Source organism: Bacillus sp. EAC, from assembly GCF_002156875.1.
Lineage (GTDB): Bacteria > Bacillota > Bacilli > Bacillales > Bacillaceae_G > Gottfriedia.
This window is the reverse complement of record NZ_NCSY01000001.1, coordinates 510,579-526,536: the sequence shown is the minus strand read 5'-3', so window position 1 is coordinate 526,536 and position 15,958 is coordinate 510,579. Positions and strand designations below refer to the sequence as shown.

Sequence of the window (15,958 nt, the reverse complement as noted above, 5' to 3'; positions counted from 1 at the left end):
AATCATTATTAAAGTTTAAAGAGAGCGTATAAGAATATCTCTAGCACTTTCTTTATCTAAAATTTTATAACCACCTACAACACTCTTTACAAATGATTTTTCAACTAATTCATCTAAACGAGAGTCATCAATTTGATAATCTGCCAGTCGGCTTGGTGCGCCAATTGAATTCCAGAAGTTTCTTAAAGCATCGATCCCTTCTTGCGCAACTTCCACATTTGTTTTACCTTCTTCACTTATTCCAAATACATTAGTAGCCAGCATTTTTATTCGGCTAGGATTATATTCTAAGCAATGGCTTAGCCAATTTGGGAAAATAATGGCTAAACCGCCTCCATGTGGGATGTCATATAAAGCCGAAACGGCGTGTTCAATTTGATGAGATGCCCAATCTCCACCATCTGTACCGTTTAATAATGTATCATTAAATGCAGTTGTTCCAGCATACATGATTGTCTCGCGTAAGTCGTAGTTTTCTAAATCAGTTACGAGCTTGCTTCCTGCTTCAATAACTGTAATTAATACGCTCTCAATAAAGCGGTCGATCATTGGTGTATTACTTACGAGATGGAAATACTGTTCTAGTGCATGAGACATGATATCTACAATTCCATAGATTGTTTGATCTAATGGAACTGAGAATGTATAAGTCGGATCTAGAATCGAAAATTTAGGGAAAACTAAAGGATTACTCCAACCTCTTTTTTCATTACATTCCATATTTGAAATAACAGATGTACAATTCATTTCCGAACCTGTTGCAGCTAATGTTAAAACAGTACCGAATGGAAGTGCTTCAGATGGCTGTACTTTTCGTGTAATAATATCCCAAACATTTCCATCATACAGTACGCCAATCGCAATAGCTTTGACACAATCAATCACACTACCGCCACCAACTGCTAATATAAAATCAATTTTTTCTTCTCTGCAAATTTGAATTCCTTTTTGTACAGTCGTTAGCCTTGGATTTGGTTCAACCCCAGTAAGTTCAAAAATCGTTTTATTTGTTAAGTGTTTTAATACATCATCATAAACACCATTCTTTTTAATGCTTCCGCCACCATATACAAGTAAAATACGATCGTAATTTTGTACTTCGTTTGCTAGTTGTTCGATTTGGTTTTTACCAAACCATAATTTCGTTGGATTATGTTGTAAAAATGGAATCAAGTGAATTCTCCTTAAAAGTAAATTTCAATTAGTGTGTTTTAAGCAAATCATTTAACTGTTTGGCTTGTTCAATTGCTAATACATCTTCAATGACAGCTCCTGGTGAATTTCCTTCACCAATAATATAGCCTTCAAATGTTGCTCCGACAAATTCCACAATATGTTTAAATTGAAGAACGAGTGGAAGTGCTTTTAATTTTGGATTGTCCCCACCGACTATGACAACATAAATTTTTTTCGTTTTCATTTTATCAGTGAATTGAAGTTCTTTATCACGAAGGCTTTGTGACCAGCGATCAATAAAGTTTTTCATATAGCCACTCATTCCATACCAATATAGTGGAGTTGAAAAAATAATTGTATCATGTTCTAACATTTCTTTTACAATCGCTTCGTAATCATCATCTACATGTTGGAAACCAGATGGTTCATGGCGTTGATCATTGATAGGCTCTATCTTTTTGTGACGTAAATGAACTTCTTTAATCGATAGTCCTTTTGTGATGATATTTGTTAATTGTTCTGTGTTACCGTTTTCTCTTGAACTACCATGAAGTATAAACATACACTACTTCACTCCTATTCTTTTTAAATTGAATGAATCAAAGGATACATGATATTATGAACTATAAAAAACAAAGAATAAAGTACGTACTAAATAGTTCCATAGGCACTAAAAAGTACCTATATATGATGGAGGATTTATGAAAGATTATAATATGCCGATTGAAGCTGCTATCGATGTAATCGGTGGCAAATGGAAATGTATTATACTTTGTCATTTAGAGACGGGGAAGAAGAGAACCAATGAATTAAGAAAATTAATGCCAAAGATTACTCAAAAAATGTTAACTCAGCAACTAAGAGAGCTAGAAGCGGATGGATTAATTAATCGATTAACATATGATCAAATACCACCAAAAGTAGAATATGAATTAAATGAATACGGAAAATCTATGAAACCCATTTTAGATGCTTTATGTGCTTGGGGTGGTCAGCATATTAATAAGAAAAGAAACGAAATAAATGAGTAAAATAAGTAACTAAAAATTTAGAAACGACAGAAATTTCGATAAATTATTTTTTTTTGGGAGGAATTCTAAAAAAGTTGTAGAAATCCTTTAACTAGGTACTACTATTAATTTATAAATGGGTATCATCAATTTATGTTATTTTTCATATAGTAGTAAAGGTTGTTTGTTCGAAAAGGGAGGAATGTCCATATAATACTAAATGAATTTCTTGACTACAAGTCATGCAAAAGTTATCGATTTTTTATGATGTAGTTTTTTTGTTTTGTAAGCGTTTACTTAATGTTTTTACATAGTTTTTTTCTTCACAAATATCGTATTTTATAGGAGGAAATTGAAATGAAACAAAATGAATTAACAAAACAAGCAAATAATAGTTATGATATCTTTCCTGTTCAAGAAGTGCATCATTTAGAATTATATGTAGGAAATGCTAAACAAACTGCTTATTTTTTTGCGAATACTTTTGGATTTACGCCAATCGCTTATTCAGGATTAGAAACAAAGGTTCGTGACAAAGTTTCTTACGTATTAAAAAACGGCAGCATCCGTCTTGTTATTACTGGAGCTTTAAAAGAAGATTCTAAAATTGCTGAGTTCGTAAAAAAACATGGCGATGGAGTTAAAGATATTTCGTTATTAGTTGATGATATTGAGAAGGCATACCAAGGTGCAGTGAGTCGCGGAGCAATTAAGATTTTACCACCTACTGAAATAAGTGATGAGTATGGAACAGTTAAAAAGGCTGTTATTGGTACTTATGGGGATACAATTCATACATTAATTGAGAAAAAAGACTATAAAGGTGTATTTTTACCAGGATACGTAGACAAATCGTTTACAATTCCAGTAAATGAAACAGGCTTAATCGCAGTAGACCATGTAGTAGGAAATGTTGAAAAAATGGAAGAATGGGTAAATTACTACGAAAATGTAATGGGATTCCAATCAATGATTCATTTTGATGATGATGACATCAGTACGGAATATTCTGCATTAATGTCTAAAGTTATGACGAATGGAAGTCGCATTAAATTCCCAATCAATGAACCTGCTGAAGGAAAACGCAAATCACAAATTCAAGAGTATTTAGATTACAATAATGGACCTGGTGTACAACATTTAGCTCTTTTAACAGAAGACATCGTTGATACAGTAGGTAAACTTAGAGCATTAGGTGTTGAATTCTTAAAAACGCCAGATACTTATTATGATATGTTAACTGAACGTGTAGGAAAAATAGATGAAGATATTGAGAAATTAAGAGAGTTAAAGATTTTAGTTGACCGCGACGATGAAGGGTATTTATTACAAATATTTACTCGACCAATCGTAGATCGTCCTACATTATTTATTGAAATCATTCAACGTAAAGGTGCAAAAGGGTTCGGTGATGGAAACTTTAAAGCACTATTTGAATCAATTGAGCGTGAACAAGCATTGCGAGGAAATCTATAAGGGGTTGTAGCAGTGGAAATTAGACCGGATACTTTACCATGGCAAGATGCTTATAAGCTATTAATTGGTTCAGTGTTACCTCGTCCAATTGCATTTGTTTCAACTGTTAATAACGAAGGTGTAGCGAATGTTGCACCTTTTAGTTTCTTTACAGCGATTTGTGCAGATCCAATGCTCGTATGTTTTGCTCCAATGATACGAGGGACAGATGGTGAAAAAAAGGATACTTTAAAAAATATCGAGAGTACGAAAAAATTCATTATTAATATCGTAAGTGAAGAGATCTGTGAGCAAGTGAATAATGCTGCTGCTGATTTTCCTCATGGTGTAGATGAATTTGAACAAGTTGGACTAACAAAAGTGGAAGGTACAACTATAAAAATACCTCGTGTAAAAGAGAGTTTAGTAGGACTTGAATGCGAATTACATGAACTTTTACATTTTGGAGAAAACAAAGGTGCTGGAAGCCTAGTAATTGGAAAAGTTGTAAATGTTCATATTAATGATGAGTTATATGAAAATGGCAAAATTGATACAGAAAAACTTAATCCTGTTGGACGTTTAGCTGGACACTCATATTCACGTGCTATTTCAGATACTTTTGCAATAGAAAGAAAAAGGTGATTGCATGAAATTCATTACGTATTTATATGATGGTAAAGAGCGGTCAGGAATTTTAAAAGAAGATAAGGTAATTGATTTGAATGAATCTAGTAATGGAAAGATACCTACTGATTTACTTTCTGTTCTAGAAAACTATGAAGTTTATAAAAATGAATTGGTTGAACTTACAGGAGAAGGTATTCCACTTTCTTCTGTTCAATTGCGAGCTCCTCTTCCAAGGCCTTCAAGTATTCGCGACTTTTATGCATTTGAAGAGCATGTGAAAACTGCACGAGGAAGAAGAGGGTTAGAGATTATTCCTGAGTGGTATGAAGTTCCAGTTTTCTATTTTACGAATCATCGCGCGGTTATAGGACCAGAAGATCAAGTGCAAATTCCAGAAAATTGTTTGCGAATGGATTATGAGTTAGAAATCGCTTGTGTGATCGGAAAGGAAGGCACTAACCTTTCAGTTGAAGAAGCAGAAGACTATATCCTTGGCTACACAATTATGAATGACTGGAGTGCAAGAGATATTCAGGCTCATGAAATGAAAGTTGGGTTAGGTCCATCGAAAGGCAAGGATTTTGCAACATCAATAGGACCTTGGATTGTCACAAAGGATGAATTAGAACAATTTAAAACGGATAAGAGCTATGACCTAACGATGACAGCTACTGTAAATGGCAATGTAATTTCCAGTGGTAATCTGTCTTCAATTTACTATTCATTTGCACAGCTAATTTCACATGCGTCTAAAAATGTTACTTTATATCCTGGTGATGTGATTGGTTCTGGTACAGTTGGGACTGGATGCATTTTAGAATTAGGTGAAGAAGTGCATAGATGGTTAGAAGATGGGGATGAGGTAGAGCTAAGTATCACTGGTTTAGGTACATTAAGAAATATTGTCAGAAAGTGAGGGGAAGCATTTGTACTATAGACAATTAGGCAAAATTCCAAGAAAAAGACATATTCAATTTAGAAAAGAAGATGGTTCATTATATAGGGAACAGGTAATGGGTACGAAGGGATTTTCAGGTACTCAGTCAATTCTGTATCATAATCATATGCCAACATCTGTAGGTGAAACTTCATTTTATAAAACAATTCAAATTGAATTTGAAGAACAAACTTCTTTACATCATCGTCATATTCGTACAAAGAATATTGAGAAAACTGGTGATGCATTAGAAGGAAGAGTATATATTTTAGGAAACTCTGATTTATTAATTGCAGTTGCGAATGTTACGGAAGAAAGCCAACATTTTTATCGTAATGGTGAAGGAGACGAAATGTTCTTTGTCCATTATGGATCTGGTGAAGTTCAAACGATGTTTGGTACAATTCCTTACCGTAAAGGCGATTACATTATGATTCCAATAGGAACGATTTATAAAGTTGTTCCAAGTGCAGATACTAAGCTATTAATTGTAGAAGCGAATAGCCAACTTACGACACCTAAACGATATCGTAATGAATATGGTCAAATGCTCGAACATAGCCCATTTTGTGAACGTGATTTTAGAGGTCCTGAAACATTAGAAACCTTTGATGAAAAAGGTGAATTCACAGTGTTAACGAGAGCTCGAGGAAATCTATATAAACATGTACTAACTCATCATCCATTTGATGTTGTAGGTTGGGATGGATATTTATATCCTTGGGCATTTAATATCGAGGATTTCGAGCCGATCACAGGTCGAATACATCAGCCACCACCAGTTCATCAAACTTTTGAAGGTCACAACTTTGTTGTCTGTTCATTTGTTCCTAGAATGTATGACTACCACCCAGAAGCGATTCCAGCTCCATATGTTCATAGCAATGTAAACAGTGATGAAGTTCTTTATTATGTTGAAGGTAATTTTATGAGCCGAAAAGGTATAGAGCAAGAATCAATGACACTTCATCCTTCTGGTATTCCACACGGTCCACATCCTGGAAAAGTTGAGGGAAGTATCGGCAAGAAAGAAACACTTGAGTTGGCAGTTATGATCGATACATTTAGACCACTGTATGTTATCAAGGATGCACAAGCTTTTGAAGATGAAGGATATATGAGTAGTTGGATAGAAAAGTAGAGTCAATCGATTCTACTTTTTATTTGAAATATAGAAGTGGATGATCAGCTCTTGCAATCGGTAATATGGAGTGAACTGGTTCAGCTTTTAAAGGAATGTTTACTTCAACTAAACGAAGTGGAAAATTTCAATTCATGGTAAATGGAATATGACTGAATAGCTAGTTCATGGAGCTAAACATGTATAGATAAGACCGATACAGGTTATTATTTTACCAATAGGGTAGTGGCATGACCACGAATAGCGAGAAATTGAACTAGACTTTTAAAACAACCATGCAATTTAATACTAGAAAAATATGTAAGTAGTGTGATAAACTAGCAACATTATACAAAATTTGAATAAGAAAAGGAGATAGTTGCATGTATGTAAAACCGCAAATTTTGACACTTCAAGCGTATAAGCCTGGAAAACCTAGTGAAGTTGTCATGAGAGAATATGGTCTCGATAAGGTTGTAAAACTTGCGTCAAATGAAAATCCGTTTGGTTGTTCTCCTAAAGTATTTGAAGAATTAAGAAATGTAGTAAGTAAATTCGCAATTTATCCTGATGGAGCAACAGAAGAGATAAGTGGAAAACTAGCGAAGTTTTTAAACATTGAGCCGAATCAATTAATTTTCGGAAGTGGTGCTGATGAAATTATTCAATTAATTAGTAGATCACTACTAACAAAGGATCATAATATTGTACAAGCATCGCAAACATTTTCACAATATTCGCACCATGCGGTTATCGAAGGATCAGAGGTTAGAAGTGTTCCTTTAGTAAATGGTGTGCATGATTTAGATGGTATGCTTAATGCTGTAGATAAAAATACGAAAATCGTTTGGATCTGTAATCCAAATAATCCAACAGGTACATATGTTAATACACGTCTGCTTTCGGCATTTTTAGAGAAGGTCCCAAGTTCAACATTTGTCGTTGTGGATGAAGCTTATTTTGAATATGTTTCTGCATCAGATTACCCTGATACAATTTCATTAATGAACAAATATGAAAACTTGATTGTTTTACGAACATTCTCAAAAGCTTATGGATTAGCTTCATTCCGAATTGGATATGGAATTGCGAACAGTAAGCTTATTCAAGAATTAAATATTGCTAGATTACCATTTAATACATCAATGGTTGCACAAGTAGCTGCAATTGCATCACTTGAGGATCAAGTATTTATTAAAAACTGTGTAGCACAAAATAAAAAGGGTATGGAACAATATACATCGTTTTTTGATGCTTATGGAATTGAATACTATCCTTCACAAGCTAATTTTATTTTTGTGCCGGTTTCTAATAGCCAAGAAATTTTTACTGAACTTGAATCAAAGGGATACATTATACGTGCATTCCCAACAGGAATTCGAATTACAATCGGAACTGCTGCGGAAAATGAAGGGTTAATTTTACAGTTGAAATCTGTTTTAAAAAATAACACCGCAATAAATAATGGTTAAATAAAAAAATCGTCAATTGAAAAAATTGACGATTTTTTTTTGTTCAATACAATAAAAGAAATTTAAAAATTAAAAAATACTAATGTAAACCCTTTCTAAGTTTATTTTTTTGAAAAGCATTGACAAGTAAAAATTATTTCTATAATATGGTAAAAAATGAAAAAGTAAGGAGACATAAACATGAATTTCGCACGCACGATTAATGGGTTACAACATCATCATCCACCCAGGGGTTGAATCTATGGACAAAAATTGACCGTAGATGCAAGCCCTCTTCGTGTTACGAAAAAGGTGCTTGTGTCGTGCCAAAAGGCCATGCAGGCATTATCCTGTATGGCCTTTTTATTTTATATTCCATTTCTTATTGGGGTAAGGGAAAGATTCGCATTACATTTAAAAAATGATGTTTAATAAAAATTTACATAAGGAGTGAGTCAAGGTGGATGAAAAATTGAAGCTATCTTTTAAACGATATCAGTATAAAAGAAAAATGGAAGATTATGTGATCGAGAGAGGTTATATTCCATTTCATCCTCCTTTATTTGAAGAACATGATTCATTTTCAAGTCGAAATCCTCGAATAACACGTGAGGAATTAGTTTTATTTTTAACAGGTAAACAGCAAATATTATTATTACGGCCTGATATAACGAGTGCTTTAATGAAAGAAATTTACCCTATCGCATTAAATGAAGGGAAATGTAAAGTCTTTTATCAGTCAACAATTTACAGAAACAAACGATTTGAAATTCAAGAAATTAACCAATTTGGCATAGAAAATTTAGGTGATATAAATGAGATAACTGAAATAGAACTGATTGTAATGGCAATTGATTTGTTAAGTACAAATCCGTTTATTTTAGAAATTGGGCATACCGATTTTATAGAAGGGTTATTGAGGGAATGTCCTATTTCAGAAATACAGAAAGTAGATATAAAAAGACTTCTTTATTTAAAAAATAAAGATGAATTAAATCAAATGATTTCAACTTTTGAACTTTCATCAAAAGTTAAACATATATTTACTCAAATATTTAACTTACAAGGAAAAGGAGATCAATTAAACGCCTTACTTAGAAGTTGTATTTTAAATGAACAAATGGAAGAAGCGGTTCAAAAGATTATCCGATTACAAGAAATTAGCCCAAGTATTCATATAGACTGCTCGATCATTAATGAACTTGATTACTATAATGGAATTGTATTTAAAGGATATTATAACGAATTAAACAAGGAAGTATTAAGTGGCGGACGCTACGTTTTAATATCAGAAGATTCGGAAAAAAGAATGGATGCAGTTGGTTTTTCAATCGACACTAATGCGTGGATATCATGTCAGATGGGAGTAGTGAAATGAGTTGGATTACGATTGCAGTTGCAAAAGGTAGATTAGAAGAAGAGGTAGTAAAAATTTTAAAAATAGCTGGTCACGCTCAAATCATCGAATCGAATTCAAGAAAGTTAATTTTTGAAGATGAAATTAATAAAATTAAATATTTAGTTGTTAAACCAGTCGACGTAGCTACATATGTTGAACGGGGAGTCGCAGATCTAGGTATTGCCGGAAAAGATATTCTACTTGAACAAGAAAAAGATGTGTATGAACTGATGGATTTAGAGCTTGGAAAATGCATTTTTGCAGCAGCTGGTTTTCCTAATACAGTAATTGATCGAGAAGAGCCATTAAGAATTGCCACTAAATACCCTAATATCACAATGAAATACTTCCAGGATAGGCAGAAAATAGAACTTATTCATTTAAATGGATCAGTTGAATTAGCTCCGATTGTTGGACTTTCACATATTATAGTTGATTTAGTTGAGACAGGAAGTACATTAAAAGCAAATGGTCTAGTAATTTTAGAAGAAATGATTCCAATTAGTGCAAGAGTGGTATCAAATCGAGTTAGTTATCGCTTTCATTATGGAAGGATTCAACAGTTTCTAGATGACGTTAAGAAAGGAAAGAGTGCATATGCTAGAAATTATTGAAATTAATCAGCAAAGTCAAAAACTAAGTCATATCCTTGAACGGAATACATTATCAACCGAGGAAATCGCTAGAAAAGTTGAAAATATATTAGCAAATGTAAAAGTTCAAGGTGACACAGCCATACGACATTATTCATTTTTATTTGATCAAGTGAAATTAGAAAACTTTGAAGTAAGTGAAGCTGAGTTTAAAGAAGCGAAGGAACAAACAGATGATGAGTTAATTTATGCTTTAATGACGGCTAAGAAAAATATAGAAATTTATCATGAAAGACAGATTCAAAAGGGATACAAAATTGAAGATGAGTATTCATTTATTGAACAAATAGTTCATCCAATTGAAAGAGCTGGAGTGTATATTCCCGGGGGCAAAGCAGCTTATCCTTCTACCGTATTAATGAATGTAATTCCAGCGAAAATTGCCGGGGTGAAGGAAATTGTCATTGTTACTCCACCAAATAAAGAAGGAAAGGTAAAAAGTTCAATACTAGTCGCTGCAAAATTGGCAGGTGCTACAAAAGTATTAAAAATAGGTGGTGCACAGGCAATTGGAGCATTAGCATTTGGTACTGAATCAATTCAAAAAGTAGATAAAATAGTTGGTCCCGGTAATATTTATGTAGCTATTGCTAAAAAAAGTGTTTCAGGAATAGTTGGCATTGATATGGTTGCTGGTCCGACGGAAGTCGTCATTTTGGCAGATGAAATGGCAAATCCGAGATATATTGTTGCAGATCTAATGGCACAAGCCGAACATGATGAAATGGCATCTAGTATAGTTGTAACAAATTCAATGGAATTAGCAAAGAAAATTCAATTAGAAGCAGAAAACTTAATAAGTCTTCAACCAAGAAAAGAAATCATCCGAAGTTCATTTCAGCAATATGGAGCAATCCTAGTGGTCGAAAATATGAATGAGGGCATTGACATTGTAAATAAATTGGCTCCTGAGCATGTTGAAATTATGTTAACTAATCCAAACAAATATGTCTCTAAAATAAAACATGCAGGAGCCATTTTTTTAGGAGACTATACGCCAGAGCCAGTTGGAGATTATTACGCAGGTACGAATCATACATTACCAACAAGTGGTACTGCAAGATTTACCTCACCACTAACAGTTTGTGATTTCCAAAAGAAAACGTCCGTGGTGTATTACAGTAAGGAAGCCTTAAAAAAAGCTAGGAACCATATCGAAATGATTGCTGCTGAAGAAGGGCTTTTTGGACATAAAAAAGCGATAAGTATTCGTTTTGAGGAGGAATGATTTTGAGAATTTCTACTATATTGAGAGAAACGTATGAAACTAAAATTTCATTAGATTTAAATTTGGATGGGAATGGAGAAAGTACCATACAAACCGGTATTGGTTTTTTAGATCATATGCTTACATTATTTGCATTTCATAGTGGAATTAATCTAGAAATTAATTGCGATGGAGACTTAGAAGTAGATGATCATCATACGACTGAAGATATAGGAATAGCTTTAGGGAAAGCGTTATATGAAGCTTTAGGAAATAAAATTGGTATTAATCGCTATGGTTCAAGTTATATTCCAATGGACGAGACGTTAGCAAGAGTCGTCGTTGATTTTAGTGGAAGACCGTTTCTTATATATAATGATCGAACAATTAGAGATCGAATTGGAAAAATAGATACGCAAAATTTTAAAGAGTTTTTTAAAGCACTAAGTTCAGAAGCAAAAATGAACTTACATATGGAAGTACTCTATGGTGAAAATGACCACCATAAAATTGAAGCTTTATTTAAAGCATTTGGAAGGTCGGTAAAAGAGGCGATCAAAGTAAGTTCTACAAAATTACCTTCAACGAAGGGGACACTTTCATGAAAAATATAATCATAGATTACGGAGTGGGTAATTTAGATTCGTTGAAAAGAGCATTTGAAGAAATCGGGTTCCCTGTCATTGTGAGTAATGATCTTGAACAAATTAAAGAAGCTACTTCTATTATTCTACCCGGAGTCGGTGCATTTAAAGCGGCCATGGATGAATTGCAACGTCTTAATTTAGTAGAGTTGCTTATAAGTAAGGCTAAAATTGGAACACCGTTTTTGGGAATTTGCTTAGGGATGCAATTATTATATGAATTTAGTGAAGAAGGAGGAGATCATCGAGGTTTAGGGATTATAGATGGAGTTATAAAACAAATACCAGAAAATGTGAAAGTACCACATATGGGCTGGAACAAATTATATTTTCAATCAGATGAAAAAATATTGAAATATGTTACTGAAGAAGAATATGTGTATTTTGTCCACTCTTTTTATGTTAGTTCAACAAATGCTGAATTAATTGCATATAGCCAATACGGTGTGAAAATTCCTGGAATCGTAAAGAAAGAAAATATTTATGGAATGCAATTTCATCCAGAAAAAAGCTCCGAAACAGGATTAAATTTATTAAAAGCTTATAAGGAGTTGTGTATTTATGATTCTATTTCCAGCAATTGATTTGAAGGATGGTAAGTGTGTACGACTTGAACAAGGAAATTTTAATAAACTTGAAGTATATAATGAATCGCCTGTTGATGTTGCAATTGAATTTGAAAGATCTGGCTCAAAGGTAATCCATATTGTAGATCTAGATGGAGCTAGAACCGGAGAGCGAAAAAATGCATCAATTGTTCAAGAAATAATTGAAAATACAAATTTAGACGTTCACTTAGGTGGCGGAATTCGAACGTTTGAATCGATTTCATTTTGGCTGGAATTAGGGATTAAAAGGGTAATTCTTGGGACAATTGCCATCGAAAATATAAAGTTAGTAGAAAGTGCAGTTTCCAGATACGGTGATCGTATTATTGTTGGTGTTGATGCTAAAAACAGTCTAGTCGCCATAAATGGATGGGAACAATCAACAAATCAGAATAGTTATGAATTTTGCAAACTGCTCGAGCAAATTGGTGTGAAAACGATCGTTTATACAGATATTTCGAAAGATGGAATGTTAAGTGGTCCGAATTTTGAAGCTTATAAAAGACTATGTAATGAAACAAGTTTAAATATCATTGCTTCAGGTGGTGTGAGTTCGATTAAAGACCTACTCTCTTTAAAATTGTTGAATTTATATGGAGCAATTTCAGGGAAAGCATTATATGAAAAAAGGTTTTCATTAGAGGAGGCTAATCAATGCTTGCAAGACGAATCATACCTTGCTTAGACGTTCGGAATGGAAGAGTTGTTAAGGGGAAACAATTTTCTCATATTAAAGATATAGATTCACCTACCAGACTAGGAAAATACTATAGTGATAATGGTGCCGATGAATTAGTATTTTATGATATTACAGCTTCAAACGAGGAAAGAGATATTTCTTTGGAATTTGTATCAGAGGTAGCAAAAGAGCTTCGTATTCCTTTTAGTGTGGGAGGAGGAGTAAGAACGATTGATGATTTTACAAAATTGCTTCGAAATGGCGCAGATAAAGTATCAATCAATTCTGCTGCGCTATCAAATCCTAACCTAATTCAGGAGGCATCGAACCGATTTGGAAGTCAATGCGTGGTCCTTTCAATCGATGCAAAGAAAAATTTGAAAGGTGAATACAAAGTCTATATAAATGGTGGGCGCAAAGAGACTGATTGGGAAGCAGTTGAATGGGCTATTCAAGGTGTTGAGTTAGGTGCAGGTGAGATTGTTATTAATAGTATCAATGAAGATGGCATGAAAAATGGCTACGATATTGAATTACTTCAAAATATTACTAAAGCGGTAAACATTCCTGTCATTGCATCAGGCGGAGCGGGCAGTTTAGACCACTTTTATGAAGCAATTTCAAAAGCAAATGTTGATGGAGTTTTAGCAGCATCAGTCTTTCATTTTGGTGAAATTTCGATTCGAGACTTAAAGAGCTATTTAAAGCGAAATAATGTACCAGTTCGATTATAGGGGGGAAGCAAATGTTTAAGATTAATAATATTCGCTTTAATGAGCAAGGATTAGTACCAGCAATTGTTCAAGATACTCAGACGAAAGATGTATTAATGCTAGCTTATATGAATGAAGAATCAATAAATCAGACATTGGAAACAGGATTTGCAACTTTTTTCAGTAGAAGCAGACAAGCAATTTGGAAAAAAGGAGAGACATCTGGTCATTTTCAATCTGTAAAATCGATTTCATATGATTGTGACCAGGATTCCATTTTACTTCAAGTCGAGCAAGTAGGAGTAGCTTGTCATACAGGTACATGGAGTTGTTTTACAGAAGGAGTAAACTTGGATCCATCTCTAAAAATTCAGCCAGTTAAAAATGAAAGTTTACTGATTGATTTATATGAAACGATTAACGAACGAAAAAATAATCCTATTGAAGGCTCTTATACTACTTATTTATTTAATAAAGGAATCGATAAAATCTTAAAAAAAATAGGTGAAGAGTCCAGTGAAGTTATTATAGCTGCTAAAAACGAAGGGACGGAAGAGTTAATTTATGAAATTAGCGATCTTGTATACCATGCGATCGTATTAATGGTAGAAAAAGGTGTTGCATTGACGGAAATAAAAAATACTTTAGTCAATCGAAAGGAGAAAATTAAATCTTGAAAATAGATGGTCATACTCACACCCAATATTGTCCACATGGTAGTGGCGATCATGTTGAACAAATGATTGAAAAAGCAATAGAATTTGGTTTTGATGAGTATCACATAACAGAACATTCACCTATACCATTAACTTTTTCTAGTCAAATAAAACCTATAGATGCGCTAGATTCAATAGCAATGTCAGAGGATGAAGTAGATCTTTACTTAAAAGAAATGTACCAAATTAGAAGTAAATACAAAGATAGGATTCAAATAAAAATTGGATTTGAATTAGATTATTTACCTAAACATACCGAATGGACAAAACATTTTTTAGGTGAATATGGTCAATATTGTGATACAGGAATCTTGAGTGTTCATTATGTAGAGGGAAATGATGGCTGGCACTGTGTCGATTATAAAGCGGAAGCTACGCTTGAAGGAATCGTAAATGATTTTGGACATACTGAGAAATTCCAACTAGCATACTATAACTTAGTTCTACAATCTATTTTTGATGATTTAGGTCCATATAAACCAAAGAGAATTGGGCATATGACACTATGTAATAAGTTTAAGCAGTTAGTACATTGTGAAGAAACTGAAAAAATTTTTACGATACAAAAAGATATTCTAAATAGTATAAAACAACATAAATACGAATTAGATTATAATATGGCGGGCTTGTTTAAGCCTTTGTGCGAAGAACCGTATCCGCCAACTCATTTAATTAATTATGCAAAATCTTTAAAAATCCCTCTAATTTATGGGTCGGATTCGCATGGTGTAGAGGATATTAGTCGAGGATATGATGTGTATTTACAAAATGTATAACAAAATAAATAGAATAAAGGTCTTCAACAGAAGACCTTTCCTTGTGTAGACAAAACCAAAAAATATTGGATTCAGTCCTTTTCTTAGTATAGAAATCTTTTTACAAGTTCAATCTCCTCATTTTTTAATTCATGATTCCCGTATCTGACTTTTTCATAGATTGGGATGAATTCGTCGCTTTTACCAATTCGAGTAAACCATTGTTGAATCGTTTCATGGGATTTTCTTTGATTAAAAGGTGGTAGTTGTATCTCCCAATTGATTAAGGCTTTTCTTATCTCTTCTAATGGATAATCAGTACGAAATACTGGTTGCGTTTTCTTATTGTATAAATTTTTAAAACTGAGCGACTGTTTTGTTTCTTTAAATGCTTTATCATTTAGATTTCTTTTCTTTTTCTTTTTAAAATAAATAATTATAATCAAGATCAATAATAGAAGGAGACTAACGAATAATGAAACGTTAGTTTTATTTTTTGTAATAGTAGAAAAGCTAAATGAGTTTCGATCGATATTTGGTACTTTTTCCTTCTTATTTTGAATTGAACCTTTTTCATTTGTTACTGAATTATTTCCCCAGCTATACAATTCTTTTCCCTTACTTTCTTTATGATTATCAGTAATATAAAAAAGAGAGAGAGCAGAGAGGGGATTATCTGATTCAATCTTACCAAAGTATGTAGAGAGAATTATTTGCTTACAAAACAGAAGTGCGAAAGATAAAAATAGAGAAAGGGAAAGGGCAATTAATATCGTACGGCTTATTCTTTTAGTATAATCCATCT

General features: G+C 33.2%; 18 protein-coding genes. 15 read left to right on the top strand and 3 right to left on the bottom strand.

All coding sequences use genetic code 11. The features are described 5' to 3' along the window. Nucleotides 1-15: 15 nt before the first annotated feature. Both B7R65_RS02365 and B7R65_RS02360 read right to left on the bottom strand, forming a co-directional pair. On the bottom strand, nt 16-1,173 hold the full coding sequence (locus B7R65_RS02365) for an iron-containing alcohol dehydrogenase (protein ID WP_088041140.1): 1,158 nt from the start codon (nt 1,171-1,173) through the stop codon (nt 16-18). Nucleotides 1,174-1,201: 28 nt separating this feature from the next. Further along, the gene (locus B7R65_RS02360) at nt 1,202-1,738 is read right to left on the bottom strand and encodes a flavodoxin family protein (protein WP_088041139.1); all 537 of its coding nucleotides are present in this window, start codon (nt 1,736-1,738) and stop codon (nt 1,202-1,204) included. A 139-nt stretch (nt 1,739-1,877) separates the two neighbouring features. On the opposite strand from B7R65_RS02360, the gene B7R65_RS02355 reads away from it, so the two are divergent. From B7R65_RS02355 to hisJ, 15 genes are all read left to right on the top strand, one after another. Then, entirely contained in the window at nt 1,878-2,207 is a 330-nt protein-coding gene (locus B7R65_RS02355; protein WP_088041138.1) for a winged helix-turn-helix transcriptional regulator, read from the top strand. Between the two features lie 336 nt (nt 2,208-2,543). Next, complete coding sequence (gene hppD, locus B7R65_RS02350; protein WP_088041137.1) at nt 2,544-3,662, top strand: 4-hydroxyphenylpyruvate dioxygenase; 1,119 nt, start codon at nt 2,544-2,546, stop codon at nt 3,660-3,662. Nucleotides 3,663-3,674: 12 nt separating this feature from the next. Beyond that, a complete protein-coding gene (locus tag B7R65_RS02345; RefSeq protein ID WP_088041136.1) occupies nt 3,675-4,286 on the top strand; it encodes a flavin reductase family protein in 612 nt (203 codons plus the stop codon). 4 nt (nt 4,287-4,290) lie between these two features. After that, complete coding sequence (locus tag B7R65_RS02340; protein WP_088041135.1) at nt 4,291-5,187, top strand: fumarylacetoacetate hydrolase family protein; 897 nt, start codon at nt 4,291-4,293, stop codon at nt 5,185-5,187. 10 nt (nt 5,188-5,197) lie between these two features. Next, nucleotides 5,198-6,349 (top strand): homogentisate 1,2-dioxygenase, encoded by a 1,152-nt coding sequence (locus B7R65_RS02335; protein ID WP_088041134.1) that lies wholly within the window; start codon nt 5,198-5,200, stop codon nt 6,347-6,349. 362 nt (nt 6,350-6,711) lie between these two features. Then, the gene (gene hisC, locus B7R65_RS02330; RefSeq protein ID WP_088041133.1) at nt 6,712-7,800 is read left to right on the top strand and encodes a histidinol-phosphate transaminase; all 1,089 of its coding nucleotides are present in this window, start codon (nt 6,712-6,714) and stop codon (nt 7,798-7,800) included. A gap of 439 nt (nt 7,801-8,239) precedes the next feature. Then, nucleotides 8,240-9,157 (top strand): ATP phosphoribosyltransferase regulatory subunit, encoded by a 918-nt coding sequence (locus B7R65_RS02325; RefSeq protein WP_088041132.1) that lies wholly within the window; start codon nt 8,240-8,242, stop codon nt 9,155-9,157. Continuing rightward, on the top strand, nt 9,154-9,792 hold the full coding sequence (hisG, locus tag B7R65_RS02320; RefSeq protein ID WP_088041131.1) for an ATP phosphoribosyltransferase: 639 nt from the start codon (nt 9,154-9,156) through the stop codon (nt 9,790-9,792). Before B7R65_RS02325 ends, hisG begins: the two co-directional genes overlap by 4 nt. Then, entirely contained in the window at nt 9,776-11,059 is a 1,284-nt protein-coding gene (hisD, locus tag B7R65_RS02315; RefSeq protein WP_088041130.1) for a histidinol dehydrogenase, read from the top strand. Before hisG ends, hisD begins: the two co-directional genes overlap by 17 nt. A gap of 2 nt (nt 11,060-11,061) precedes the next feature. Beyond that, entirely contained in the window at nt 11,062-11,643 is a 582-nt protein-coding gene (gene hisB, locus B7R65_RS02310; RefSeq protein ID WP_179194741.1) for an imidazoleglycerol-phosphate dehydratase HisB, read from the top strand. Next, complete coding sequence (gene hisH / locus B7R65_RS02305; RefSeq protein ID WP_088041128.1) at nt 11,640-12,266, top strand: imidazole glycerol phosphate synthase subunit HisH; 627 nt, start codon at nt 11,640-11,642, stop codon at nt 12,264-12,266. The genes hisB and hisH overlap by 4 nt, the downstream gene beginning before the upstream one ends. Further along, nucleotides 12,244-12,975 (top strand): 1-(5-phosphoribosyl)-5-[(5-phosphoribosylamino)methylideneamino]imidazole-4-carboxamide isomerase, encoded by a 732-nt coding sequence (gene hisA, locus B7R65_RS02300; protein WP_088041127.1) that lies wholly within the window; start codon nt 12,244-12,246, stop codon nt 12,973-12,975. Before hisH ends, hisA begins: the two co-directional genes overlap by 23 nt. Beyond that, the gene (gene hisF / locus B7R65_RS02295; RefSeq protein WP_088041126.1) at nt 12,945-13,703 is read left to right on the top strand and encodes an imidazole glycerol phosphate synthase subunit HisF; all 759 of its coding nucleotides are present in this window, start codon (nt 12,945-12,947) and stop codon (nt 13,701-13,703) included. Before hisA ends, hisF begins: the two co-directional genes overlap by 31 nt. An 11-nt stretch (nt 13,704-13,714) precedes the next feature. Beyond that, entirely contained in the window at nt 13,715-14,359 is a 645-nt protein-coding gene (gene hisIE, locus B7R65_RS02290) for a bifunctional phosphoribosyl-AMP cyclohydrolase/phosphoribosyl-ATP diphosphatase HisIE (RefSeq protein ID WP_088041125.1), read from the top strand. Next, nucleotides 14,356-15,174, top strand: a complete 819-nt coding sequence (hisJ, locus tag B7R65_RS02285; RefSeq protein ID WP_179194740.1) for a histidinol-phosphatase HisJ — start codon at nt 14,356-14,358, stop codon at nt 15,172-15,174. The genes hisIE and hisJ overlap by 4 nt, the downstream gene beginning before the upstream one ends. Before the next feature lie 83 nt (nt 15,175-15,257). On the opposite strand, the gene B7R65_RS02280 is transcribed toward hisJ, so the two are convergent. Further along, complete coding sequence (locus B7R65_RS02280; protein WP_088041123.1) at nt 15,258-15,956, bottom strand: hypothetical protein; 699 nt, start codon at nt 15,954-15,956, stop codon at nt 15,258-15,260. Nucleotides 15,957-15,958 lie beyond the last annotated feature (2 nt).

Bases quoted from the DNA above. Each gene is read 5' to 3' on its own strand.
- B7R65_RS02360 (WP_088041139.1), bottom strand. From the start codon at position 1,738: ATGTTTATACTTCATGGTAGTTCAAGAGAAAACGGTAACACAGAACAA.
- B7R65_RS02355 (WP_088041138.1), top strand. From the start codon at position 1,878: ATGAAAGATTATAATATGCCGATTGAAGCTGCTATCGATGTAATCGGT.
- hppD (WP_088041137.1), top strand. From the start codon at position 2,544: ATGAAACAAAATGAATTAACAAAACAAGCAAATAATAGTTATGATATC.
- B7R65_RS02340 (WP_088041135.1), top strand. From the start codon at position 4,291: ATGAAATTCATTACGTATTTATATGATGGTAAAGAGCGGTCAGGAATT.
- hisC (WP_088041133.1), top strand. From the start codon at position 6,712: ATGTATGTAAAACCGCAAATTTTGACACTTCAAGCGTATAAGCCTGGA.
- hisG (WP_088041131.1), top strand. From the start codon at position 9,154: ATGAGTTGGATTACGATTGCAGTTGCAAAAGGTAGATTAGAAGAAGAG.
- hisD (WP_088041130.1), top strand. From the start codon at position 9,776: ATGCTAGAAATTATTGAAATTAATCAGCAAAGTCAAAAACTAAGTCAT.
- hisH (WP_088041128.1), top strand. From the start codon at position 11,640: ATGAAAAATATAATCATAGATTACGGAGTGGGTAATTTAGATTCGTTG.
- hisA (WP_088041127.1), top strand. From the start codon at position 12,244: ATGATTCTATTTCCAGCAATTGATTTGAAGGATGGTAAGTGTGTACGA.
- hisF (WP_088041126.1), top strand. From the start codon at position 12,945: ATGCTTGCAAGACGAATCATACCTTGCTTAGACGTTCGGAATGGAAGA.
- hisIE (WP_088041125.1), top strand. From the start codon at position 13,715: ATGTTTAAGATTAATAATATTCGCTTTAATGAGCAAGGATTAGTACCA.
- B7R65_RS02280 (WP_088041123.1), bottom strand. From the start codon at position 15,956: ATGGATTATACTAAAAGAATAAGCCGTACGATATTAATTGCCCTTTCC.